Genomic DNA, 24,163 nt, shown 5'->3' on the forward strand with positions numbered 1-24,163 from the left:
CGTGGGCCTAGGCGTCGTGATCGGTGTCCGGCAACCGCTTGAAATAGACATAGCGGTGAAGACGAATCGTCGGACGAATCAGTAGCTGCAGGCTGCCAATCACAAATAACCACACCCCGACGGTTTGAACGGCGCCTTGGTAAAAGAAACATACACTCCCGATCGTGAACCATATCCCCAGCAGGAAATCGTTGATCATGCTCAGCACCTCATAGCGCTGATGCACGATTAATTCACGATGCCCTATCGTGAAGATCCAGTCGCGGGTTTTTGCGTCCTGCTCTCTTTGCATGGCGTCCCTCCTGGCATGGTGATTAGGCTTAGCCTTGCAGGATATTAGCATTGATGGCGCTTGATCAGGTGTAGTGGTATCCCGCTCTACTTTACTGAATGATCCGTCTGTAGTGTCTGTTCATGCAGATTGGTGACCCGCCGTACTGGGATGGTTAACACAATACCGTTAATTCATAAACATGGCGGATACGCTGACCATCCCAGTCATAGCCGAGATGACGCCCTTGCCGTGTTGCGGAGAGCACGGGAGGGCGAAGCACCGCAGCACATTCGCCCTCCGGGTCGCGAACGCTTTGGTAAACGATACCGTCCGCTTGTTCTTCCCAGGCTTTTCTCCCCAAGGTTTGCCCGGCTGCCCAGCTATCCGGCGTTAGCAGCGGTTGGGCCGTATCCTGTTCGCGTAAATCAATCAGTTGGCCCGACAAATCCGACAGGTAAACACGCTGCTGAAGCATCATGGGCGGCTCGTTTGACTCTCCCATAAAGCGCTCTGCATGGTAAACGGTTTCGGCGATGGCCGTGGCTTCTGTTAACGCACAGTAGTAGGCGCCAAAGGTGCCATCGCTAAAACGCGAACCGGTTTTGGGGAAGTGGCAGAAGGCCGCCATGACGGGCGTCCAGCCTGGGCCGTAGCGACGGTCATCATCACGGACGAGGTGTATGGCGCCCGCTTCCTCGCGTAGCCTTGCGGAGGTTTCACCCTCGAGCTCATTGAGCAAGTCCCAGTCATCAGGGTTGCTGTTGACGCCTTCAAACAAATCAATGGGTGGGAAGCGCGAGGGAATAATGCGATAGCTGGGGTGCCACGTGACCTTGCTTATTGGAAATGTCATGCATGGCCCCCACCACGCGTGGCATCTAAATGTTGGCGAACAACGTAGAGATCGGAGACTTGTCCGTTTAACAGACGCTCCATTGGTGTATGACCGGCAAAAAGGGGATTGCGGTTGGCGCGCTGCAACCAGCTGTCAGCCGCTTCTTTACTGGGCAACAGTATATGCAGTGCTTTATAGATGCCGAGAATCAACGACATTCGCTCCAGGTGGTTAGCGTCCAGGCGGGCATTCTCTGGTGCCTGTTTCCAGCGCCGGTAGGTGGAATCAGGCACCCCGAGCAGCAGAGCGGCTTCGCTCTCTTTCAAACCCCATGCGTGTGAAATGTTAGGGTAAGTGCGCATCGCAGCGGCCCCCATTTCGCGGCGCTTGTCGGCGGTTTTGTGCTGAATGGCCATATAGTTTCCTCCTCAATGATGTATAGTTTACGCCAGTTGAGCGGTTATTGAAAATATCGACCATTTGATCTTTTTTTGAGCCCTGGCACGCTGGTTCAGCCGCTTTGCTCGGTTTGCCGATGCGCCAGAATGACGTCCAAAAACCCCTCGCCGTAATCCGCCAGCTTGCGCGCGCCGATACCGGAGATGGCGCCTAATGCCTCCAGAGTTTGTGGGTTCTGCTCGACCAGTTCGGCCAAGGTGGCGTCGTGGAAAATCACATAGGCGGGTACGCCCTGAGCCTCGGCCAGTTCCCGGCGATGCTGGCGCAGCGCATCCCACAGCGGGCCGTGGCCCTGGGGCGCAGAGGCGCTTTTGCTTCCCCGTCGCGCGGTTTTAGCTTTGCTGGGTTTGTTGCTGGGCTTGCGCAGCGTGAGGCTCTGCTCGCCGCGCAGCACCGGCTTGGCATTGGCAGTGAGCTTGATGCCGCCGTGGCCCTCCATGTCCACGCTCAAAAAGCCGCTGGCAATCAGCTGGCGAAAGAGCGCTTTCCATTCGTTGGCCGCGAGTTCTTTGCCAATACCGAAGGTGCTTAAGCGGTCGTGGCCAAAGCGGGTGATACGCTCGTTGTGCTTGCCCAGCAATACGTCCACCAGATAAGTCACGCCGAAGCGCTGCTCGGTGCGGTAGACACACGACAGCGCCTTTTGCGCCGCCACGGTGGCCTCCCAGGTCTCGGGCGGGGTCAGGCAGTTGTCGCAGTTGCCGCAGGGGGCGTCCAGGTGATCGCCAAAGTAGTGGAGCAGTGCCTGGCGGCGGCAACTGATGATCTCGCACAGCCCCAGCATGGCGTCGAGCTTCTGCTGTTCGATGCGCTTTTGCTGGTCGGCGGCGCTGGAGTCCTGCTGCATCTGGCGCAGGGTGATCACGTCCTGAAGCCCGTAGGCCATCCAGGCGTTGGAGGGCAGGCCGTCGCGCCCGGCGCGGCCGGTCTCCTGGTAATACGCCTCGATGCTCTTGGGCAGGTTGAGGTGGGCCACAAAGCGCACGTCCGGTTTGTCGATGCCCATGCCGAAGGCGATGGTGGCCACCACGACCACGCCATCTTCACGCAGAAAACGGGTCTGGTGCTGCTGGCGCTGCTCGGCGGGGAGTCCTGCGTGGTAGGGCAGTGCGGTCAGCCCCTGGCGTTCCAGCCAGGCGGCGGTCTCCTCCACCTTGCGCCGGGAGAGGCAGTAGACGATACCTGCCTCGCCGTCGTGGTGCTCGCGGATGAAGCGCAGCAGCTGTTCCTTGGCGTTGCCCTGATTTTCGGCGATATGGTAGCGGATGTTGGGCCGGTCAAAGCCGCTGTTGTACAGCGCCGCCGCCTGGAGCTGCAGATGCTCCATGATATCGCCACGGGTAGGCACATCGGCGGTGGCGGTCAGGGCGATGCGCGGCACCTGGGGGAAGCGCTGATGAAGCTGGGAGAGCTGGCGATACTCGGGACGAAAATCGTGGCCCCACTGGGAAACGCAGTGGGCTTCATCAATGGCGAATAGCGCGATCTGAGTCTGTTCCAGCAGCGTCTGCATACGCGGTGTGGCCAGCCGCTCGGGCGCGACGTACAACAGATCCAGCTCACCCGCCCGCAGGCGGTTTTCCACCTCGACCGCCTCATGGTAATCAAGGCTGGAGTTGAGGTAGGCCGCCTTGACCCCGTTCTGCTGAAGTGCTGCCACCTGATCCTGCATCAGCGCGATCAGCGGCGAGATCACAATCGCGGTGCCGTCGCGCAGCAACGCCGGAATCTGATAGCACAGCGACTTGCCGCCGCCGGTGGGCATTAATACCAGCGCATCGCCGCCGGCCATTACATGTTCGATGATCGCCTGCTGCGGGCCGCGAAAGCTATCGTAGCCAAATACCGACCGCAGCACCTTGAGGGCTGCCGGGTGAGGGTCGCCGTGCATCAATGCTCTCCTTGTCTGGTGCCTGAGGGAGGATTGTCGCACGAAAAACCCGAGGGGCGTCTGCCTAGCGAATCCCCGCCCGTAAAAACGACTGCACGAACTGGCGCTGGAAGAGCAGAAACGCCACCAGCAGTGGAGCGATACTGAGCAGCGTGGCGGCGCTTACCGTCGCCCAGTTGACGCCGGTTTCCGGTGCCGAGAAAACGCCGAGGCCAACGGTCAGCGGGCGGCTTTCCACCGAGTTGGTGACGACTAATGGCCACAGGAAGTTGTTCCAGTGGTGGCTGATCGACACCAGCCCGTAGGCCAAGTAGGTGGGCTTGGCCAAGGGTATGTAGACCTTCCAGAGGATGGCAAGCCAACCGCAGCCTTCAATGCGCGCGGCGTCCTCAAGCTCACGGGGGATGGTTTTAAAGGTTTGGCGGAGCAGGAAAATACCAAAGGCACTGGCCACGTAGGGCAGGCCAATCCCGGTGATGGTGTCGATCAATCCCAGCCCGCTGGCGATGCGGTAGTTTTCGACAATCAACACTTCGGGAAACACGAACAGCTGAATCAGCACCAGCATGAACAACACGTTTTTGCCAGGCACCGGAAAGCGCGCAAAGGCAAACGCCGCCAGGGTACACACCACAAACTGGGCCAATACCACGCCGGTGACCAGCGCAAAGGTATTGAGGTAGTAGCGGGCAAAGGGCGCCTGGGTCCAGGCGTTGACGAAGTTTTCAAGCGTCAGCGGCGCCAGGAACTCAAAATTGACCATGAACTCGCTGGCATGAAAGGCGGCCCAGAAGGCGTACAGCAACGGAAACACCCAGATGATCGCCAGCAGCCATGCCGCGACCGTATCGAGCGACGGCACTGAAAGGTAACGAGAGCGAGGCGCATAAGTCGTTGTTTGATTCATCATTGATAATGCGTCCTGCGGTCGAGAATCGTGAACTTCAGTGTGGCCACCACCGCCAGCACCAGCAGAATGACCATCGTGATGGTCGCCGCCGTGGTGCGGTCAAAGAACGAAAAGGCATTCTCGTAAACGTAATAAAGCAGTAAGTTGGTGGCGTTGTTGGGGCCGCCTTTGGTCAGGATGAACAGGTGATCCACCACCCGCACGGCGTTGATAAGGGCGTTGATCAGCACGAACAGCGTCGTCGGCATCAGCAGCGGAAAGGTGACCCGCCAGAAGAAGCTCCAGCGGCTGGTACCCTCCAGGTCAGACGCCTCTTTAAGTTCCGGTGGGATACTTTGAAGCGCGGCCAAATAGAAAATCATAAAAAAGCCGGCTTCCTTCCATACCGACATCACAATCACCGAGCCAAGCGCCACGCTTGGGTCACCCAGCCAATTCACGCCGGAAAACCCCAGTGCGCCGAGCAGCTTATTGAACAAGCCGATTTGCGGGGCGTAGAAAAACATCCAGATATTGGCCGCCGCGACCATCGGCAGAATGGTGGGCGTAAAATAGGCCATACGCACAAAGCCGCGCCCCGGCAGCTTGCCGTTGACGAACAGCGCCATGCCTAAAGCCAAGGCAATAGAAGTGGGAATAGTGCCCAGCGCATAGAGCAGATTGTTACGCGCCACCTTGCAGAATGTGGGGTCGTCAAACAGCACCTGGTAGTTCTCGACCCCGACAAATTCGGCGGGCGCACCGCGAAAGCCAGGTAAAAACAGGCTGTTGATCACGGTCATCACCGTGGGTAGGTAGGCGAACGTAGCCAAGAGCACGGCAGCGGGCAGTAACAACAGCGCGCCGTACAGCTGCATTTTGCGATGGGCAGTTAAGGTCATAGCTGAATGCCGCAAGTCGGATAAAGCCGGGGCGGGCCCCGGCAAGCATGGAAAAGTGCGTTAGCGAGCGTAGCGGCGCAGTACGCCTTCGGCTTCCTGCTGTGCTTGGCTAAGCGCTTCTTCCGGCGACATTTGCCCTGTTAGCGCGGCCTGAACAGCATTATCCAGCGCGCGGCGCACGCGGCCACCCTGGTAGGTGGAAAGCTCCGCTGTACCGTGTTCAAGCTGGTCGCGAGCGACTGCCGCTGGTGCGAATTCTTCCACATAGTCGCGCAGTGCCTCGGTCTCGTAGGCATCGGGGCTGACGCCCATGTAGCCTGTTTCGATCGACCAGGCAGCTGCCCGCTCGGGATCGGTCATCCAGCGGATAAACGTCATCGCCGCACGCTGTTCTTCTTCTGTCGCGTCTTCAAAAACATAGAAATTACCGCCGCCGGTGGGGCTGCCACGTTGGGTTTTCATCGGTAGCATGGCGACGCCAAAGTCAAAGTCGGCCTCACTGCGAACGGCCGTCAGGTTGCCGGTGGTATGCCACATCATGGCAGTGGACTCTTCGATAAAGTTCTGGCGTAGCGTGCCCCATTCAATAGTACCGTCGGGCATTGCCGCGTGCTCATCCGCTAGGGATACCCAGTATTCGAGCGCCTCCACAGCGGCGGGGTCGTCAAAGTACACCTCGGTGCCGTCTTCGCTCATCAGGCGGTGGCCGTTTTGAAACGCGAAGGCCTGAAACATCCAGTACGGATAGCCGGTGGAGGGCACCATGACACCCCACTGCTCCTCGTCGGACGCCTCTCGCACGGTGGCCGCCATCTCGGCCATTTCTTCCCAGTTTTCAGGGGGTGTCTCGGGGTCAAGGCCAGCGGCTTCAAAGGCGTCTTTGTTCCAGAACAGTACGATGGTCGAGCGCTGGAAAGGGATGCCGTAGGTTTTGCCGTCCAACTGGCCGTTTTCCATTAGCCCTGGGTAGAAGCTGTCGAGCCATTCGCGTTCTTCGTTGGTCTCAACCAGGTCATCGAAGGCCACAATAGCGTCTTGCTCAAGCAACTCGTACAGGTCGATGGAAAACAACACCGACAGCTGCGGCGTATCGCCGGCTTCAATGGCTGACATTGCGCGTACACGAGTGTCGTCGTAGTTGCCAGCGTAGATAGCGTCCACGTCGATATCGGGATGCTCGCTTTCAAATTCGTCAACCAAATCGTCAACCACATCGGTAAGCGCACCGCCTACCGAGACGGGGTAGTACATGGTCAGTTCAATCGGGTCGTCGGCGACAGCCTGGCCAGCGCTTAACAGGCCCGCGGTGAGCGCGGAAAGGGCAAACGGTATTCGTGCACGCATGGGGTAACTCCTCAACGAGGGGGGTGGAGTACAGCGTCTTGAAATGAGCTGAAGGGCGAGGCACTGGTGGCCGTCGTTTCAGCGGTGGGCATCAGGTGATAAGGCGAAAGGTCATCACGGCGCAGCCCATCGTCACCGAACAGGTGAGCGGCGTGGGCGGGCCAGCCAATCCGGCATGTCTGGCCGGTGATCGCGTGGCGACCGCTCAGCCGAATCCTCAAAGTGTGTTCGCCTACCGCTAAGTGGGCGATGGTGTCGGCGCCCAAATATTCATCGTTCAACACCCTTGCAGTGACACCGTGGGCGGCTGAGTGACGTAGTTCGATATCTTCCGGACGAACTCCCAGTTGCCCGCCGACGGCTGCCAGGGGCGCTACGGGCGTGGTCGGTTCACCCTCAATAACGGCGCCGTTGTCACCTGCCACCAGCGGTAGCAGGTTCATGGCCGGGCTGCCGATAAAGCTTGCGGCGAAGGCGCTGGCGGGGCGGTTGTAAAGCTCGTCGGGCGTACCGTCCTGCACGATCTGGCCGTGTTGCATCAGAATCACACGGTCACCCATACTCATGGCTTCCACCTGGTCGTGTGTGACGTAGACCACCGTCATATTCAGGCGGCTCTGTAGTGCTTTTATTTCCCGGCGCATATCGCTGCGTAGGCGAGCGTCCAGATTGGAAAGCGGCTCATCCATCAGGCAAATCGGGTGTTCGGAAATGACGGAGCGCGCGAGGGCAACGCGCTGGCGCTGGCCACCAGACAGTTGAGCCGGTTTGCGGTGCAGGTAGTCGGTTAGGTCGACTAATTCAGCGACTTTGGCCAACCGCTCGCGCTGTTCTGCCTTGGGGACCTTGCGGCTGCGTAGGCCAAATACGATGTTGTCGGCCACGTTCAAGTGCGGAAATAGGGCATAGGACTGAAACACCATGCTCAGCCCGCGATCGCCGGGCGGTAAGCGGGTTACGTCGCGCTCACCAATATAAATATGCCCGTCGCTGGCTTCTTCTAAGCCCGCGATCATACGCAATGTGGTTGATTTACCGCAGCCCGACGGCCCCAGCAGAATGACGAACTGCCCTGGCGTCACGTCGAAAGAAATATTATCGACAGCGGCGGTCGCATCCCAACGTTTAGTGACGCGTTCCAGGCGGATACGCGATTGGTTCATAACACACATCACCGGCTGTTGATTGTTATTGGTACAGCTTGTGTTGAAGGTGTTGCACTTGCATGACACTTATATGGATGGGTTGTTACGTTAGCTGTGTCAAGCGAAATATTTACCGAGTGACTTTAATACCGTAGCGCTGCAGGCGTCGAACGACGCTGGATTGGCTGATGCCCAGCCGCTCGGCGATGGCATAGGTGCTGGGTAACGTAGCGCTGAGCTGTGTGAGCGTTTCCCGCTCCAGCCGCGCGAGATATTGCTTGAGGGTTTCGTGGGGCTCGATGGGTGCTGCGTCGGCAGTAGGCGAGGCGCTTTGCACATTCATCGACGATTGCTCGGTATAGGGGTGAGCGCCGGGAGCTTCGATTTGATCGCTAGGACTTGAAAGCCAGACTCTTTCCAACCAGTTTTCCAGCTCGCGCACATTGCCCGGCCACTCGCTTCCCATCAGCGTCGACCATACTTGATTGCCCAGAATTTTTTGTCGGCCGTAGCGCTGATTCAGCCGGTTCAAACAGGCATCAACAAGGTCGGGGATATCCTCTCGGCGGTCGCGCAGTGGCGGCAGAGTGACGGGAATTACGTTAAGACGGTAGTAAAGATCCAGCCTAAAGTGCCCGGCTTCGACCTGTTTGCCTAAGTCCTGATTGGTGGCCACTACCAAACGAAAATCAACCCGGCGCGGGCGCGTATCGCCTAAACGGGTCAGGCTGCCGTCCTGAATTACTTTGAGCAGCTTGGTTTGCATCAACAGTGGCAGTTCGCCGATCTCATCCAAAAATAATGTGCCACCTTCGGCCTGTTCTAATAGGCCCGCTTTACCTTGCCTTGCGGCCCCACTGAAAGCGCCAGGCTGATAGCCGAACATCTCGGATTCGAAAAGGTTTTCGGGGATGGCTGAACAGTTGACCTCGATAAACGGGCCATCGCGTCGGCCACTCCAGCGGTGTAACTGCTTGGCAAAGGCGGTCTTACCCACGCCGGACTCGCCAAGCATCAGCACGTTGGCATCGGAAGGGGCCACCCGCTTAAGCAGCAGGGCAATTTCGCGCATGACATTACTTCGGACCTGGAGATTATCCAGTGCGTCATCTAGTGCCTGTTCTTCGGCGTCGGGCGCGGCGTGGCTGCGTTTTAAATGTTCGCTGAAGCGTTTTTGCAGCAGAGCATATTCGTCTTGTAGTAACTGCAAGTCGGTTAGATCCCGCGAGCGGCTAATAATGCGCTCAAGTTTGCCGTCCACAAACACCGGGTAGGCTTCAGCAATTACCCGGCGCCCCGTCCCGGTAACCTGCATAAGCTGCGCCGGCCTTCGCGTGCGCATCACTTCCAGGGTGATCGACGGCTTTAATATCCCTGCTTGCTGCAGTTGCTGAACCGTGCTGGAAAGCAGCTCTTCTCGGGAGACACCGTAAACCGCCTCTGCCCCGGGGCTAATATCCAGCACCCGACCCTTGCCACTAACAATGAAGAAGTGGTCGTTGGCCGTCTCCACAATCGTTTGCAGCACGCAACTGTCGATGTTGCTCACCGGCTGGCTCCTATGATGCGTTTTTGAATCGATGATTCATTATTGAATCAGCAGGCTGATTGTTTCAATGCATTTTTGCATTAAATAGCTGGCGGTAGCGCCTATTTAGCGGTTTCGGCGACTTGGCACGCTCTGTGCAGTATTTATTAACAGTTAAATAGCGCTTTAAAAGCGATCGCATTGCGATTCAATAATTTCAAAGAAGATCGAGGAGAGATGCATGTCGGACTTCAACCAGCCGCTGGGTGGCAACACAATGCCCCGCTTTGCGGGGCCCGCCTCTATGATGCGCCTGCCCACGCAGGAGACTGCCAAGGGACTCGACGCGGCGTTTATTGGCATTCCGATGGACATTGGCACCTCGAACCGCCCCGGCACACGTCTCGGGCCGCGCCAGATCCGTGATGAGTCACGCATGCTTCGTCCTTATAACATGGCGACCCGCGCGGCTCCCTTTGAGAGCCTGCAAGTGGCCGACATCGGTGACGTGCCTATCAATACCTTTCACCTGCCGAAAAGCGTCGACATCATCACCGCGTTTTACGATGACGTGCTCAAGCACAACTGCATTCCACTAACGCTAGGTGGCGAACACACGCTGACACTGCCTGTATTGCGTTCCATTGCCAAAAAGCATGGCCCGGTGGGGTTGATCCACATCGATGCCCACGCCGATGTGAACGAGCATATGTTTGGCGAACCCATTGCCCACGGCACGCCGTTTCGCCGCGCCCAGGAAGAGGGGTTATTAGCCCAAGGCAAGGTGGTGCAAATTGGCCTGCGCGGCACCGGCTACGCCGCTGAGGATTTCGACTGGTGTCGCGACCAGGGCTTTCGTGTCGTCCCGGCGGAGGATTGCTGGTACCGCTCGCTGGCGCCGCTGATGAAAGAGGTGCGCGAGCAGATGGGCAACATCCCGGTGTATATCAGCTTCGACATTGACGGGTTGGATCCGTCGGTGGCGCCAGGCACCGGCACGGTAGAAATGGGCGGGCTGACCTCTGCCCAGGGGCTGGAAATCGTGCGTGGCGCTGCGGGCTTAAATATTGTCGGCGGCGATCTGGTGGAAGTGTCTCCTCCTTATGACACCAGCGGTAACACCGCACTAATGGGGGCCACGTTGCTGTATGAAATGCTCTGCGTGCTGCCAGGTGTAAAGCGTAGCGATTAAACCGATGACGTCAGGAAATTGCGATAGAAAAGCGTCGGCTTAACAAGGCGCAGTCGATAAATAGACAAGCTAAAGCAGCGGCGCTTGTCGCCGCGACCAACGCCGCCAACTCACCTCCAATAAACCTTCAATACAGGTGAATTTTATGTCCTCCTCGCATATGCAGCTAGACGAGCCAAGCGCCGATGAGCCGATCCAACGGCGCCATTTGCTTAAATTCTTAATTCCTTCCTTGATCGGGGTGTTGTTGTTTCTGGTGCCGTTCCAAGTGGGTGACACCATTAACATCGGCATGGGCCTAATGGCCGATGGCTTGCAAACATTACTGGGCTCGGCATTGCCTGCGATTGCAGTAATTGTGCTCTGCCTATCGGTGGTGGCGACGCTTTACGTCAAGCTGGTCGATCCCAGTTGGGCGAAAGTCGGCATACTGCAGGAGATGTTCCACGTCGGGCTGGTATGGCTTGCGATGCGCATACTGGGTGCGATATTTGCTCTGATGACCTATTTCCAGTTTGGACCTGAGTTTGTCACCGCGTCGTTTACCGGTGGGGTGATGCTCAACGACCTGGCGCCGGTGCTACTCACCTTCTTCTTCTTTGCCGCGCTGCTGCTGCCTTTTCTGGTGGAATTCGGCTTTATGGAGTTTATCGGCAGCCTGGTGCGCAAGCCGTTCCGGATTATTTTTAATTTGCCGGGGCGCAGCGCCATCGATGCCACCGCCTCATGGATGGGGTCGGGTACCGTCGGCGTGCTGATCACCACACAGCAGTATGAGCAGGGCTACTATAACGGTCGTGAAGCGGCGGTGATTGCGTCAAACTTTTCGGTGGTATCTATTGCCTTTGCGCTGCTTGTGACCAGCTTTGTGGATATTAACCACCTGTTTGTGCAGTTTTACTTCACAGTAGTGGTTGCGGGGTTAATCGCGGCGGTAATTGTGCCTCGCTTGCCACCATTGTCTCGTAAAGCCAATGACTACTACGAGCCGGTGGGCTGTCAGCTAAGCGAAAAACGTACCGCAAAAATCGGCCTGTTTCGTTATAGCCTATTGCAGGCAACCCGCCGCGCCGCTGGTGCCCCTGGGCCCCAGAAGTTAGCGCGATTAGCGCTGCTTAACGTAATGGATATCTTCCTGGCGCTATTACCTCTGGTGTTTGCGATTGGCACGGTAGCGCTGATTCTAGCGGAATTTACCCCGCTGTTTACCTGGCTTTCCTACCCCATGGTGCCGGTGCTTGAGCTGCTGAGGATTCCTGAAGCGGAAGCCGCGGCACCTGCCACGCTGGTGGGCTTTGCGGATATGTTCCTGCCGGCGGTACTGGCGACCAATATTGAAAGCGAGCTTACCCGCTTTGTGATCGCTTGCCTGTCGCTCACCCAGTTGATCTACATGTCGGAAATCGGTGCGCTGCTGCTCAAGTCGAAAATTCCCATCAAGCTCTGGGAGCTGGTGGCGATCTTCCTGCTGCGTACCGCTATCACGCTGCCGATTATTGCCTTTATGGCCCACACGTTTTTCTTCTAAGGGGGCTGTAATGAGCGATGCCAATGAGAGAACGGCAACGACCCTGACCTGCGCCGAGTTACTGATCCGTCTGCTGCGCGATACCTACGGCGTGAGGACATTGTTCGGCATTCCCGGTGTGCACACGGTGGAGCTTTACCGTGGGCTTGAAAGCAGCGATGTACAGCATGTCACCCCGCGCCATGAGCAGGGGGCGGGGTTTATGGCCGACGGCTACGCACGGGCCAGCGGCCAGCCCGGAGTGTGCCTGATTATCACCGGACCGGGGATGACCAATATCGCCACCGCCATGGGCCAGGCCCTGGCGGACTCGATCCCCATGCTGGTGATCTCAAGCGTTAATCGCCGCGATACCCTGGGCCTGGGCCAGGGGCGACTGCACGAGCTGCCCAGCCAGCAGCAGATGATCAGCGGTGTGGCGCGCTTTAGCCACACGCTGCTGGATGCCAGCACCCTGCCTGACGTGCTGGCCCGCGCTTTTGCCGTGTTTAACGGCGCGCGCCCTGGTCCGGTGCATATTGAAATCCCTATCGATTTGTTCAATGCGCCGGTGAGTGTGCCGGTGAGTTGGCAGGCGCCTACGCTTTATCGAGCCGCCCCCGACCCAGAAGGGGTTGCCGAGGCTGCACGCTTAATAAAAGCAGCGAAGCAGCCCTTGGTGCTGCTGGGCGGTGGCTGTGTATCGGCGCCGGAGGCGGCAACGGCATTGGTCGACAAACTCGATGCCCCCACGGTAACGACCATCAACGCCAAAGGCCTGCTAGGCCGCGACCACCCGCTGGATTTAGGCGCTAACGCCGCGCTGCCACCCGTGCGAGAGTTGGCGGCCAACGCCGATGTGATTTTGGCGGTAGGCACCGAACTGGGTGAAACCGACTACGACGTGGTGTTTGACGATGGTTTTCAGCTCAACGGCACGCTGATTCGCATTGATCTAGACCCTGAACAGTTAGTACGCAACCAGCATACAACGCTTGGACTGGTGGGCGATGCGGGGCGGAGCCTTGAGCTGCTACTGGCTTACTTCCCTAATCAACTACAGCGTAATGGCGTTGAGAGAACCGCCGCGGCCTTGAGCGCGTTGAACTTGGAACATGATCCGGCGTTTAGCGACTTTGTGCCGCTGTATACAACGCTTGCCGAGTATCTTCCCGACGCCATTCTGGTCGGCGACTCCACAGCACCGGTATATGCCGGCAACCATCTGGTCAGTCAGCCAGCGCCCCGGCGCTACTTCAATGCGTCCACCGGCTACGGCACCTTGGGCTACGGCCTGCCGGCCGCGTTGGGCGCGCAGCTTGCCCGGTTGGACCTGCCGGTGGTAGCCCTCGTCGGCGATGGCGGGGTGATGTTTACCCTCTCTGAGCTTGCCACGGCGGTAGAAGAACGCTTACCGGTGGTCATTGTGCTGTGGCACAACGCCGGTTACGAAGAAATTCGCCGCTATATGGACGCTAACGGCGTGGCGCGCTTGGGCGTGGATATTCAAGCGCCCAACTTTCTCACTCTGGCCGAAGGGTTTGGTTGCCCCGGCGTTCTGGTGGAAAGCCCCAAAGAGCTTGCCAAGGCACTAGCCAATCGCGCACCTACCGGACCTCTGATGATCGAAATTGACGCCGTTGCCTGGCAGAGAAATCTAATAAACTTGGGAGACACCCATGAAGACTGATCGAATTGTAGGCCAGGATACGCTGTCGGCAGACAACGTCGAGCATAGCCTCGGACTGCCCGGAACCTTCGCGCTGTGGTTGGGCGCTAACGTCGTTGTTACCACGATTCTAACCGGCATGTTTCTGGTGCCAGATCTCACCTTCCAGCATGCCATGCTGCTGATCGCGGTAGGCTCGGCGATCGGCATTATCCCACTGGTGTTGATCGGGGTCATGGGCCAGCGGACCGGTATGACCACCATGGTGCTAGCGCGCGGTACCTTCGGTAGAAAAGGCGCTTTTTTCCCCGCCTGGGTGAACCTGCTGGCGCTGATTGCCTGGAGCTGGATCCAGGCGCTGTTGGCGGGCATGAGCCTGGATTACGCCGTGGAAAGCCTGACCGGCTACTCCAATGTGGCACTCTTTACCGTCATCTGTGAGTCACTGGTGGTGCTGATTGCCCTACGTGGCCACCTGGGTATCGAGAAGGTCGAGAAAATCGCGGCGCTGTTGATGGTGGGGCTATCGGCGGTGGTGCTGTTTGCGCTCAATCGTCACTACGACCTGCCAAGCATTACCCAACTGGAGCCTGAAGGGGTGCTGGGCGGCGGTGTGATCTTCGATATTGTGGTGGCCACCGCGTTTTCCTGGATACCGCTCGCGGCAGACTACAATCGCCACTGCCGAACGTTGAAGGCAGCGGTCGTCGGTACCTGGGGCGGCTATGTGACGGCCACCTTGATAGCCATGGGGCTGGGCGCAACGGTCTCGGCGCTTTCCATCGCGGAAGGCATGGAGCAGACCTACGATCCCACAGCCCTGCTAAGCGGTTTTGGGTTTGGGCTACCGGCAGCGCTGGTGATTTTCTTTTCGGTGCTGACCACCAACGTTATGTGCGTGTACAGCGCGACGCTTTCGTTCATGAGCGTGCGGCCCAAGGTGCCGTTCTGGAAGCCAGCGCTGATCATTGGCGTCGTGTCGGTGGTGGGTGCGTTGATCCCTGGCATTCTCGATCAGTTCCAGAATTTTCTGCTGATTATTGGCAGCGTCTTTATTCCTGCCTTTTCACTGATGATCGTCGACTACTTCCTGCTGGGTCGCCAACGCTACACATCGGCTCAGTTGATTCATGGCGCCGAGAGCCTTCCCGCCTTTAACTGGTTCGCTCTGGGCAGCTATGCGGTCGGGGCCATGTTGGCTTACTACTGGAACTGGGTGGCACCGCTGGACTTCGGCGCCTCGCTACCGGTGTTTGTGATTACCGGTGCGCTTTATTACGTTGTCAGTAAAGTGGCCATTAGCAAGCGGGCAACGGCATGAGGCTGACACGTATCAACGAACGGCAATGGTACCGTACCGCCACCCAGGCGGACGGTATTACGCTGATTGACGAGCCGTGGATCAAGCCGTTTTATCGCTGCAATATCTGGCATGTCCAGGGCAGCAAGCGGGGCATGGTCGTGGACTTTGGCCTGGGCGCGGTGCCGTTGCGCCAGCACGTGGCGCAGCTTGCCGAGCGTGATCTGTTAGCGGTGGCCAGCCACACGCACTTTGACCATATCGGCGCTGCCCATGAGTTTGGCTGTTGCCATGTGCATGCTGCCGAAGCCGATATTCTTCGCTCACCCGACAACAACCGTACGCTGGCAGCGCAGTTTCTCAGCGATGATATGTTTGAAGCGCTGCCTCCCGAGCCATATTCCCACGAACGATACTGCATTACCGCGCCGCAGATGGTATGCCCGTTAGAAGATGGCGAGATACTTGATTTAGGCAATCGCCAGTGGCAAGTCATTCATACGCCGGGCCATTCCCCCGGCGGTATCGCCCTGTGGGAAGCGGCTACCCAAACCTTGATCTCGGGCGATTTAATTTACGATGGCCCGTTGATTGAAGATCTATGGCACAGCAACCTCACCGACTATGCCGCCAGTATGCGACGGCTTAACGAGTTGCCGGTGCGCACGGTACACGGCGGCCATTTTCCCAGTTTTAGCGGCCAGCACCTCAAGCAACTAATCGATGACTGGCTTCGCCAACACGCCCTTTAAAGGAGTCACCCAGGTGCCTACTTCCTCAAGCGCAGACCACCCAGCGCTGTTAGATAAACAGTTTATTAACAATCAATGGGTTGCCTCCAAAGGCACGCGTCTGCTCGACGTGATGAATCCCTATCGTGAAGAGCGCATTGCTCAGGTCACCGCCGGAGATGCTGCGGATGTAGACGCTGCCGTTCAAGCCGCGCAAATGGCGCAGCCTGCCTGGCAGGCGCTGGGTGGAACTGCTCGTGCAAACTACCTTGAGGGGTTTGCCGATGCGCTGGAAGCCCGTCGGGAAGCGCTCATGGCGCTTTCGGCCACCAATAACGGCAAGCCGCTGGCGGAAGCGGGTATCGATCTTGACGACGCCATTGCCTGCTATCGCTACTATGCCAGTCAGGCTAGGGCGCTGGATGCCCGCCAGGGCGAATTGGTCAGCGTGGAAATGGAGGGCGTTGAGGCGCGCACTTATCACGACCCCGTGGGCGTCGTAGGGCTAATTGCCCCGTGGAATTTCCCGCTGGTGACCAGCGCCTGGAAGCTGGCGCCCGCTTTAGCGGCGGGGTGTGCTGCCGTGCTTAAACCGTCGGAAGTGACGCCGCTGCCCGAGCGTGTGCTGGCGGAGATCGCGCTGGAAATCGGCTTGCCAGCAGGCGTGCTCAACCTGCTCAACGGCGACGGTGAAGGCATAGGTGCGCCGCTGACGAATCATCCAGGTGTGGACAAAATTTCTTTTACCGGCAGCAATCGGGTCGGCGAAGCGGTGATGCAGGCTGCTTCCGCACGCTCTGCCAGCGTATCCCTGGAGCTAGGCGGCAAATCACCCATTCTGGTGATGGAGGATGCCGACCCCGCCCAAGCCGCTGACTGGGTGATGGCGGGTATCTACTTCAATGCCGGACAAATCTGCTCGGCCACCTCACGCCTGCTGGTCCATGAAAACGTAGCCGAGGCGCTTTACGACGCCCTTGCCGAGCGTATGGACGTGCTAACCCTGGGTGACCCTCTCGCCGAAGGCACTGATCTTGGCCCAATGACCAGTGCCAAACAGCGCGACGCCGTGCAGCGCTATTTGGATATTGCCGAACAGGAAGGCCTTGCGGCAGTGCGCGATGTAAAACACCGCGCCTTGCCAGAAAAAGGCTACTTCCTGGCGCCCACGCTTTACCGCGATGTGCCGGTAGAAAGTCGGTTATGGAAAGAAGAAATTTTCGGCCCGGTACTTTGCGCGCGCAGCGTCGCCAGCGAAGCCGAAGCCATTCAGCTTGCCAACGACAGCGTCTTTGGCCTAGCGGCTACTGTCATCAGCGGGGACCCAGAGCGGGCGAAGCGCATTGGGCGTCAGCTTAAAGCCGGTAGCATTTGGTACAACAGCGAACAGCTGGTGCTACCCGAAACCGGTTGGGGCGGTTTCAAGCGCAGCGGGATCGGCCGCGAACTCGGCCCCTGGGGGCTAAGCGCTTATCTCGAAGTGAAGCATGTGATTGGGCCTGCAGAAGGTTAACCCGACATCATGGGTCTTTATCCTTGCATCGCGGGGTGTTTGGCGCTTAGCTGGATGCGATGTCCCAGGTATTGTCAACAGAGCCAGCATGCAAGGGAGCCCGTATGAAAATGCCGCACAACGCTTTTAAGCGACAGCTACTGGCGGGCCAACCCCAAACGGGGATTTGGCTCGGGCTGGCGAGTGCCTATTCGGCCGAGATCGCCGCCACGGCAGGCTTCGATTGGCTGCTGCTTGACGCTGAACATGCCCCCAATGATGTGTCGAGCCTGCTTGCCCAACTCCAGGCGCTGGCACCTTATACAAGTCATCCGGTGGTTCGCCCGCCCACCGGCGATGCCGTGCTGATCAAGCGCTACCTGGATATTGGCGTGCAGAACCTGCTGATCCCCATGGTGGAAACAGCCGACCAAGCCGCCGAGCTAGTCGCGGCCACGCGCTACCCACCCCGGGGCAGTCGCGGTGTGGGCCATGTGCTGGCACGCGCCTCGCGCTGGGGGCAGGTGGAAGACTATCTCACCCGCGCCGATGAGGAAGTCTGCCTAATGCTGCAGGTGGAGAGCCCCCAGGCGCTGGATAACTTAGCGGCCATTGCCGCCGTAGAAGGCGTCGATGGAGTATTTATTGGCCCGGCGGATTTGTCGGCCTCAATGGGGCATCTCGGTAACGCTGACCATCCCGAGGTGACAGCGGCGATCAGCGATGCCATCACCCAGATACGCGCCGCGGGCAAGGCCGCGGGTATCGTCACGGTAGATGAGCAGGCCGCCCGCAGCTATCTCGCGGCGGGCTGCACCTTCGTTGGCGTGGGGATTGATACGCTGCTTTATGCAAACGCTCTGCGTGGGCTGGCAGAGCGTTTCAAGCGCTAATGGCATCTCAAGCCGGCGCTACTTATCAGTAGGCAAAATCCGCCCGGGGTTCATCAGTCCCTTGGGATCAAATAGTGCTTTAACGCCGCTGATCAGTTCCCGTTCAATAGGTGATAAGCGCGCCATATAATGCGTTTGCTTGGTGCGGCCAATGCCATGTTCGGCGCTGATGCTGCCGTGGAAGTCGTCGAGCACGTTAAAAAGCCGCTCCTCCAGGTCGTGTAGGTGGGCTTTTTTATCGCTATCCGCCATTGCCGTAGGCGGCAGGATATTAAAGTGCAGGTTGCCGTCGCCCACATGCCCGTAGGCAATAATTTCGCACTCGGGGGAGGCGGCCATGACGACCTCACTCGCTTGGCTAACAAAGTCCGCAATTGCCGAGATGGGCACCGAGATATCGGTGCGCAGATGCTCGCCACGCCGTCGTTGGCCTTCCAGCATGCTCTCGCGGAACTGCCACAGCTGGGCGGATTGGGTGTCGCTTGATGCCAGCGCGCCATCCAGCACCAGCTCGCGCTCCATGCCGGTTTCCAGCAGTTGCTCCAGCATTGAGCCGAGATCTACCGGCCCCGTGGCCGCCACTTCCATCAACACGTACCAGGGGTAGACGCTGTCCATCGGGTCGCGCAGCTCGGGGGTCGCTTCCATGGCCAGCTCGATACAGCGGCAGGGGATCAGCTCGAAGGCGGTCAGCAAGTCGCAGCAGTCGCGGCGCGCTAGACCATACAGGTCGATCACTGCCTGAACAGAGGGCAGGCCAAGTAACGCGGTGCGGCTCTGGGTAGGGCGTGGTGACAGTTTGAGTACCGCACCGGTAACAATGCCCAAGGTGCCCTCACTGCCCAGAAACAGCTGTTGAAGATCGTAGCCGCGGTTGTCCTTATGCAGGGCATTAAGGCCATCCCAAAGGCGCCCGTCGGGGAGTACCACTTCAAGACCCAGCACCAGCTCGCGCATCATGCCGTAGCGCAGCACGTTAAGCCCACCCGCATTGGTGGCGATGTTGCCGCCAATTTGACAGCTACCTTGAGCGCCCAGCGAGAGCGGGAAATCGCAGTCATGCTCAAATGCCGCCAGCTTAACGTTCTCAAGAATGCAGCCCGCGTCCACCGTCATGGTGAAGTTGACCGGATCAATGGCGCGCACCGTGTTTAAGCGCTCCAGGCTGATTACCAATTCCTGCCCGCTGGCGGCGGGCAAGGCGCCTGCCACCAAGCCGCTATGGCCGCCTTGGGGCGTCATCGCTATTCCATGCGCATAACAGCGCTTGGCGACCTCGGCGACTTCCTCGGTAGTCGCCGGGCGTGCCACGGCCAGCGGCGTGCCAAGCGTATCGCCTGCCCAGTCGCTGACGTAGCGCGCCATGGCCTCTGGCTCGCGGACTAAACCCCGCTCGCCGAGCAGGGCAGTTAGCTCATTTAGAAAGGGGGTGGTGTCTGTCATTAACACTTTTCCTGCCAGGCCGCGCCCTCGGGGAAGCGGTGCTGTGCTTGAGACTGCGCGTGCATGGCAATACTGTAACCCGGCGCTTCAGGCACCTGGTAGCGGCCACGGTTGATGACCACTGGGTCGATAAAGTGATCGTGAAGGTGGTCCACGTATTCAAGCACACGACCTTCAAGACTGCCGGAGACTGCGATGTAGTCGAACAGCGAAATGTGCTGGGTGTACTCGCACAGCCCGACGCCGCCGCCATGGGGGCAAATGGGTACGCCGAATTTGGCGGCCATCAGTACCACCAAAATGACTTCGTTAAGCCCACCCAGGCGTGCCGCATCGAGCTGGCAGTAGTCGATGGCGTCGGCCTGGAAGAACTGTTTGAACATCACCTTATTGTGGCAGTGCTCGCCGGTGGCCACGCCGATAGGCGCAACGCGGTGACGAATCTCGGCGTGGCCAAGAATGTCGTCAGGGCTGGTGGGCTCTTCGATCCACAGCGGGTCGAATTCCGCCAGGCGACGCATCTTGGTGACCGTCTCGTCGACTTCCCATACCTGGTTAGCGTCCATCATCAGCACGTTGTCCCAGCCGATCTCTTCGCGCAGCAGCGCTGCACGGCGGGCGTCCTCTTCAATATCGCCGCCAATCTTCTGTTTGAAATGCGTCCAGCCTTCGGCTAGCGCCTCCCGGGCCAAGCCGCGCACTTTTTCGTCGCTATAACCCAGCCAGCCCGCAGAGGTGGTGTAGCCGGGGTAGCCATCGCGGCGCATTTCGGCTTCGCGAGCTGCTTTGCCGGGGGCCTGGCGGCGCAGTAGGCAGATCGCTTCTTCGGGCGTCAGCGCATCGGTGACGAAACGGAAGTCGAGGCAGCGCACTAGCTGTTCCGGCGTCATATCCACCAGCAGTTTCCATACCGGCTTGCCTTCGTTTTTGGCCCACATATCCCACACGGCATTGACGATGGCGGCGGTGGCTAAGTGTATCGCGCCTTTATCGGGGCCAATCCAGCGTAGCTGACTATCGCCGGTGATCTCCCGCCAGAAATTGCCCATGTTGTCGGTAATTGAGGCAAGCGTTCGCCCTTCAATCAGCGGTGCCAGCGACTGTACGGCGGTAACCACGATCTCGTTGCCGCGGCCGATGGTAAAGGTTAAGCCGTGCCCTTCGGGGCTGCCGTCATCGGTGTGCAGGATGACGTAAGCAGCGGAGTAGTCCGGCGCGGCATTCATGGCATCCGAGCCATCCAGCGAGCGCGAAGTAGGGAAACGAATATCCTGGATCTCGACGCGAGTAATGGTTGTCATTGTGCTCTCCTTGGCGTTGAGGTGGTTGGTGTATTGATTAACAGAAACAGTCTTAACGGTGCGATAGATGACGCATCAGTTCGCGAATGCCATACGTCCAGGGCGGCAGTTGATCGCTTCTGCCTACCTTATTGACCAAGGCGCCGAGCGCTGGCGTCGCAATGGTGACGCGGTCGCCCAGGTGGTGGGTGAAGCCCTGACCTTCGCCGTCGCGGTCCTGAATTGGCGAGAACATGGTGCCGAGAAACAGCATAAAACCGTCTGGGTATTGATGATGGTCGCCAATGGTTTGACTTACCAAGTCGAGCGGGTCGCGGCTGATCTCGCGCATATCGCTCTCACCCTGGAGTAGGAAGTCGTCGTCTTCGCCTTCGATCCGCAGCGAGACCTGGCAATTGCGTACGCTGTCGATATCGAAGTGGTCATCGAACAGACGGATGAACGGACCCATCGAGCAGGAAGCGTTGTTATCTTTCGCCTTGCCTAACAGCAGGGCGCTGCGCCCCTCAACGTCACGCAGATTAACATCGTTGCCCAGGGTAGCACCGCGCACTTGGCCACGGCTGTCCACCGCCAGCACGATTTCCGGCTCGGGGTTATTCCATTTTGAAGACGGGTGCAACCCCACCGGGGTGCCAAAACCCACCGATGAGAGCGGCTGGGATTTGGTAAACACCTCCGCATCGGGGCCGATGCCGACTTCCATATATTGTGACCACCCTCCGCGGGCCTGGAGCGCTTTTTTAAGCGACATCGCTTCGTCAGACCCGGGCTTAATCTTGGAAAGATCTTTGCCGATCAGCGCCTGCAAATCGTCACGCAGCTCCGCGGCCTTAGCCGGGTTGCCGCCTGCCTGCTCCTCAATCACACGCTCCAACAGGCTGACGGCAAAGGTGACGCCGCATGCTTTAACGGCTTGCACATCGCAGGGGGCAAGCAGGTAGGGCGCTTGGGGTTGTGGTAACTGAGAGTTCGCCAGCAGCGCTTCAATACTGCCTAGATGGGGGCCTTTTGCTCGCTGCACTACCTCCAGCAAATCGTCGCGCTCTAGCAGGTCCGCCATGGTCGGGCCAAACTCGGTGATATCGATCACCTGGCCGTTGTTTATAGTAATCAGTGCGGGCCCAGGCCGTTGGCCATCCCGCCATACGCGGCCGACGAGCAGCGCTTTGTCCACGTCATCGGGAAGAGTGTCGGTGTGTGACAGTGGTTGCATGCGTGCCTCCAGAGTAGTGGAAATTAGTCATGGCGACTGGCGGTTGGTGCGCTATCGCCTATCATGTTATGGATGTTGTGTTGTATGACAGGTATGCCAGATCATGCCTTACTCTAGCGCACCGCTGTATTTCAGGTCGATAGGCAAATTTGCCTAGTTGATGGTGATTTCACTGAGCGTGGGCCTTCAAAACAAAAAGCGTTAAGGAGCCTTGCATGTTAGACGAGTGGAAAGGAAAACGAGTACTGATTACCGGTGCCAGCCGGGGCATAGGCGCGGCAGTCGCCAAGCAGTTGGGGGCGCTGGGTGCCCATGTGGCGGTGCACTACCACAGCAGTGACGCACCCGCCGAAGCGGTGGTCAAGGCGATCAACGAGGCAGGCGGCGAGGCCTTTACCCTCAAGGCCGACGTTAGCCAGTCAAGTGAAACAAAGCGGCTGGTCGATAACGCCGCCGAGCGCCTGGGCGGTCTGGATGTGTTGATCAATAACGCCGGTGACATGCTGGGGCGGGTTGGTCTAGCCGAGATGGACGATGACCAGTACGACCGGGTGATGGATCTCAATGTGCGCTCGGTGGTTATGGCCAGCCGCGCGGCGCTGCCGCATTTCCAGCGTGCGGGGGGCGGTAATATTATTCACACCACCTCGATTGCTGCGCGTAACGGCGGTGGGGGAGGTGCAGGCCTGTATGCCTCGGCGAAGGGCTTTGTGAGCACCATAACGCGCAATATGGCCAAGGAGTTGGCCGGGGATAATATTCGTGTTAACGCCGTGGCCCCCGGCACCATTGCCACCGACTTCCACGAGCGTCACTCAAGCGAAGGGCATTTGTCGGCCGCCCGTGCATCGATTCCCATGGGCCGCCTGGGCACGGCGGATGAGTGCGTGGGGGCCTATGTTTTCCTCGGCACGGATGCATTAAGTGGCTATGTCACCGGACAGATCATTGAAGTCAATGGCGGGCAGTTGATGCCATGAGTAGCTCGACACTTAACGCTGAACGTCACAACTGCTATGACATTGTTATCACCATGGGTGACCCTGCCGGTATCGGCCCGGAGATCATTTGCCGTGCGCTGGATGCCATGTCCGCCGCCGAGCGCGCCACTGCCATGGTGGTTGGTGACCCGGCGATTTATCGCCGCGCGGCGGCGAGTATTGGCGCTAAGCTTGAGTTCGTGCCGCTGGAACAGGTTGAGCGTGGCGAGGATTGTGTGGCTATCGGCGTGGTTGACGTGCCGGAGGGCGTCAATATTCCCGATGGTCGGGTTAGCGCCGGTGCTGGTGATATGGCGTTTCGCTGTGTTCAAAAAGCCGTCGAACTGGTGCAGGCGGGGCGCGCCCGTGTGATCGTCACCGCGCCGCTGAACAAGGCGGCGCTGCATGAAGCCGGGCACCACTACGATGGTCACACTGGGATGCTTGCATCGCTGACCGGTGCGCCCTCATCGTTTATGCTGCTGGCGTCAGAGACGCTCTCGACACTGCATGTTTCCACCCATGTCTCGCTGCGGGGCGCCATCGACCGGGTTACCCCCGAGCGCATCATCGCCACGGTTGAAGCCGGGCAGGCGCACTTGGTGGCACTGGGCATGCGTGAGCCGCGTATCGCTGTTGCGGGGCTTAACCCGCACTGTGGCGAGGGCGGCATTTTTGGCGATGAGGATAGCCGTTGTATTGCCCCAGCGGTGGAGCACTTGCGGGAACGGGGTTTTGATGTGAGCGGGCCGATCTCCGCCGATACGGTGTTTTATCGTGCTTCGAAAGGCGAGTTCGATCTGGTGATTGCCCAGTACCATGACCAGGGGCATATTCCCGTCAAGCTGATTGCCTTTGACACTACGGTGAATGTCAGCCTTGGGCTACCGCTTCAGCGCACCTCGGTGGATCATGGCACCGCCTTCGACATTGCCTGGCAGGGCAAAGCAGATGCCACCAACATGGGATCAGCGATTGCCTACGCCCGGCGGCTCGCCAGCGGTGCTAAACCATGACGAGCTGTCGATTGGTGGTTAGTGCCGACGATCTATCGGGGGCGCTGGATGCATCTGCCTCGTTTACCGCGTGCGGGGCGGATGCCTTTGGTGATCCGCAAATGCTAGCCCGCTTGCACGCCTAGCTCGGGCCAAACGATGGAGTGCGCTAACCTC

At 58.8% G+C, this 24,163-nt stretch carries 22 protein-coding genes; 10 read left to right on the plus strand and 12 right to left on the minus strand.

Annotation, left to right across the window (positions count from 1 at the left end; translation table 11 throughout):
• Positions 1–7: 7 nt before the first annotated feature.
• The 9 genes from CPH17_RS15515 to CPH17_RS15555 form a co-directional block, all read right to left on the minus strand.
• Positions 8–292: a YrhK family protein gene (locus tag CPH17_RS15515; RefSeq protein ID WP_074395138.1), complete on the minus strand. Its 285-nt coding sequence runs from the start codon at positions 290–292 to the stop codon at positions 8–10.
• A 154-nt stretch (positions 293–446) separates the two neighbouring features.
• A complete protein-coding gene (locus CPH17_RS15520) occupies positions 447–1,127 on the minus strand; it encodes an RES family NAD+ phosphorylase (RefSeq protein ID WP_074395139.1) in 681 nt (226 codons plus the stop codon).
• Positions 1,124–1,525: an MbcA/ParS/Xre antitoxin family protein gene (locus CPH17_RS15525; RefSeq protein WP_074395140.1), complete on the minus strand. Its 402-nt coding sequence runs from the start codon at positions 1,523–1,525 to the stop codon at positions 1,124–1,126. Before CPH17_RS15525 ends, CPH17_RS15520 begins: the two co-directional genes overlap by 4 nt.
• A 95-nt stretch (positions 1,526–1,620) precedes the next feature.
• On the minus strand, positions 1,621–3,459 hold the full coding sequence (gene recQ / locus CPH17_RS15530; RefSeq protein ID WP_074395141.1) for a DNA helicase RecQ: 1,839 nt from the start codon (positions 3,457–3,459) through the stop codon (positions 1,621–1,623).
• A gap of 64 nt (positions 3,460–3,523) precedes the next feature.
• The gene (locus tag CPH17_RS15535) at positions 3,524–4,366 is read right to left on the minus strand and encodes a carbohydrate ABC transporter permease (RefSeq protein ID WP_074398396.1); all 843 of its coding nucleotides are present in this window, start codon (positions 4,364–4,366) and stop codon (positions 3,524–3,526) included.
• Positions 4,366–5,250: a carbohydrate ABC transporter permease gene (locus CPH17_RS15540; protein WP_074395142.1), complete on the minus strand. Its 885-nt coding sequence runs from the start codon at positions 5,248–5,250 to the stop codon at positions 4,366–4,368. Before CPH17_RS15540 ends, CPH17_RS15535 begins: the two co-directional genes overlap by 1 nt.
• 60 nt (positions 5,251–5,310) lie before the next feature.
• Positions 5,311–6,594 carry an ABC transporter substrate-binding protein gene (locus tag CPH17_RS15545; protein WP_074395143.1) on the minus strand — a complete coding sequence of 428 codons (1,284 nt, stop codon included), beginning with the start codon at positions 6,592–6,594 and terminating at the stop codon, positions 5,311–5,313.
• Positions 6,595–6,605: 11 nt separating this feature from the next.
• A complete protein-coding gene (locus tag CPH17_RS15550; protein WP_096300214.1) occupies positions 6,606–7,757 on the minus strand; it encodes an ABC transporter ATP-binding protein in 1,152 nt (383 codons plus the stop codon).
• A 112-nt stretch (positions 7,758–7,869) separates the two neighbouring features.
• A complete protein-coding gene (locus CPH17_RS15555; RefSeq protein ID WP_096300216.1) occupies positions 7,870–9,288 on the minus strand; it encodes a sigma-54 interaction domain-containing protein in 1,419 nt (472 codons plus the stop codon).
• A gap of 220 nt (positions 9,289–9,508) precedes the next feature.
• On the opposite strand from CPH17_RS15555, the gene speB reads away from it, so the two are divergent.
• From speB to hpaI, 7 genes are all read left to right on the plus strand, one after another.
• Entirely contained in the window at positions 9,509–10,459 is a 951-nt protein-coding gene (gene speB, locus CPH17_RS15560) for an agmatinase (RefSeq protein ID WP_096300218.1), read from the plus strand.
• Between the two features lie 145 nt (positions 10,460–10,604).
• Positions 10,605–11,987, plus strand: coding sequence for a YjiH family protein (locus CPH17_RS15565; RefSeq protein WP_096300220.1), 1,383 nt, complete (start codon positions 10,605–10,607; stop codon positions 11,985–11,987).
• 10 nt (positions 11,988–11,997) lie between these two features.
• Positions 11,998–13,656, plus strand: a complete 1,659-nt coding sequence (locus CPH17_RS15570) for a 5-guanidino-2-oxopentanoate decarboxylase (RefSeq protein ID WP_096300222.1) — start codon at positions 11,998–12,000, stop codon at positions 13,654–13,656.
• Positions 13,646–14,956: a purine-cytosine permease family protein gene (locus tag CPH17_RS15575; RefSeq protein ID WP_096300224.1), complete on the plus strand. Its 1,311-nt coding sequence runs from the start codon at positions 13,646–13,648 to the stop codon at positions 14,954–14,956. Before CPH17_RS15570 ends, CPH17_RS15575 begins: the two co-directional genes overlap by 11 nt.
• Positions 14,953–15,687 (plus strand): MBL fold metallo-hydrolase, encoded by a 735-nt coding sequence (locus CPH17_RS15580; protein WP_096300227.1) that lies wholly within the window; start codon positions 14,953–14,955, stop codon positions 15,685–15,687. Before CPH17_RS15575 ends, CPH17_RS15580 begins: the two co-directional genes overlap by 4 nt.
• 13 nt (positions 15,688–15,700) lie before the next feature.
• On the plus strand, positions 15,701–17,179 hold the full coding sequence (locus CPH17_RS15585; protein ID WP_096300229.1) for an aldehyde dehydrogenase family protein: 1,479 nt from the start codon (positions 15,701–15,703) through the stop codon (positions 17,177–17,179).
• Between the two features lie 104 nt (positions 17,180–17,283).
• Positions 17,284–18,051 carry a 4-hydroxy-2-oxoheptanedioate aldolase gene (hpaI, locus tag CPH17_RS15590; RefSeq protein WP_096300231.1) on the plus strand — a complete coding sequence of 256 codons (768 nt, stop codon included), beginning with the start codon at positions 17,284–17,286 and terminating at the stop codon, positions 18,049–18,051.
• A gap of 18 nt (positions 18,052–18,069) precedes the next feature.
• On the opposite strand, the gene CPH17_RS15595 is transcribed toward hpaI, so the two are convergent.
• Genes CPH17_RS15595 through CPH17_RS15605 form a run of 3 tightly spaced genes read right to left on the minus strand, consistent with a single transcriptional unit; the run spans position 18,070 to position 22,011 of the window.
• On the minus strand, positions 18,070–19,494 hold the full coding sequence (locus tag CPH17_RS15595) for an FAD-binding oxidoreductase (protein ID WP_096300233.1): 1,425 nt from the start codon (positions 19,492–19,494) through the stop codon (positions 18,070–18,072).
• Positions 19,494–20,795, minus strand: a complete 1,302-nt coding sequence (locus tag CPH17_RS15600; protein ID WP_096300235.1) for an L-fuconate dehydratase — start codon at positions 20,793–20,795, stop codon at positions 19,494–19,496. Before CPH17_RS15600 ends, CPH17_RS15595 begins: the two co-directional genes overlap by 1 nt.
• Positions 20,796–20,847: 52 nt before the next feature.
• Positions 20,848–22,011, minus strand: a complete 1,164-nt coding sequence (locus CPH17_RS15605) for a fumarylacetoacetate hydrolase family protein (RefSeq protein WP_096300237.1) — start codon at positions 22,009–22,011, stop codon at positions 20,848–20,850.
• Positions 22,012–22,226: 215 nt separating this feature from the next.
• Here CPH17_RS15605 and CPH17_RS15610 point away from each other — a divergent pair, with 215 nt between their 5' ends.
• Genes CPH17_RS15610 through CPH17_RS20405 form a run of 3 tightly spaced genes read left to right on the plus strand, consistent with a single transcriptional unit; the run spans position 22,227 to position 24,132 of the window.
• Positions 22,227–22,991, plus strand: coding sequence for an SDR family NAD(P)-dependent oxidoreductase (locus CPH17_RS15610; protein ID WP_074395154.1), 765 nt, complete (start codon positions 22,227–22,229; stop codon positions 22,989–22,991).
• A complete protein-coding gene (gene pdxA / locus CPH17_RS15615; protein ID WP_096300239.1) occupies positions 22,988–24,007 on the plus strand; it encodes a 4-hydroxythreonine-4-phosphate dehydrogenase PdxA in 1,020 nt (339 codons plus the stop codon). The genes CPH17_RS15610 and pdxA overlap by 4 nt, the downstream gene beginning before the upstream one ends.
• Entirely contained in the window at positions 24,004–24,132 is a 129-nt protein-coding gene (locus CPH17_RS20405) for a hypothetical protein (protein ID WP_269457709.1), read from the plus strand. Before pdxA ends, CPH17_RS20405 begins: the two co-directional genes overlap by 4 nt.
• Positions 24,133–24,163 lie beyond the last annotated feature (31 nt).

This window comes from Halomonas sp. hl-4 (assembly GCF_900215475.1).
Lineage (GTDB): Bacteria > Pseudomonadota > Gammaproteobacteria > Pseudomonadales > Halomonadaceae > Vreelandella.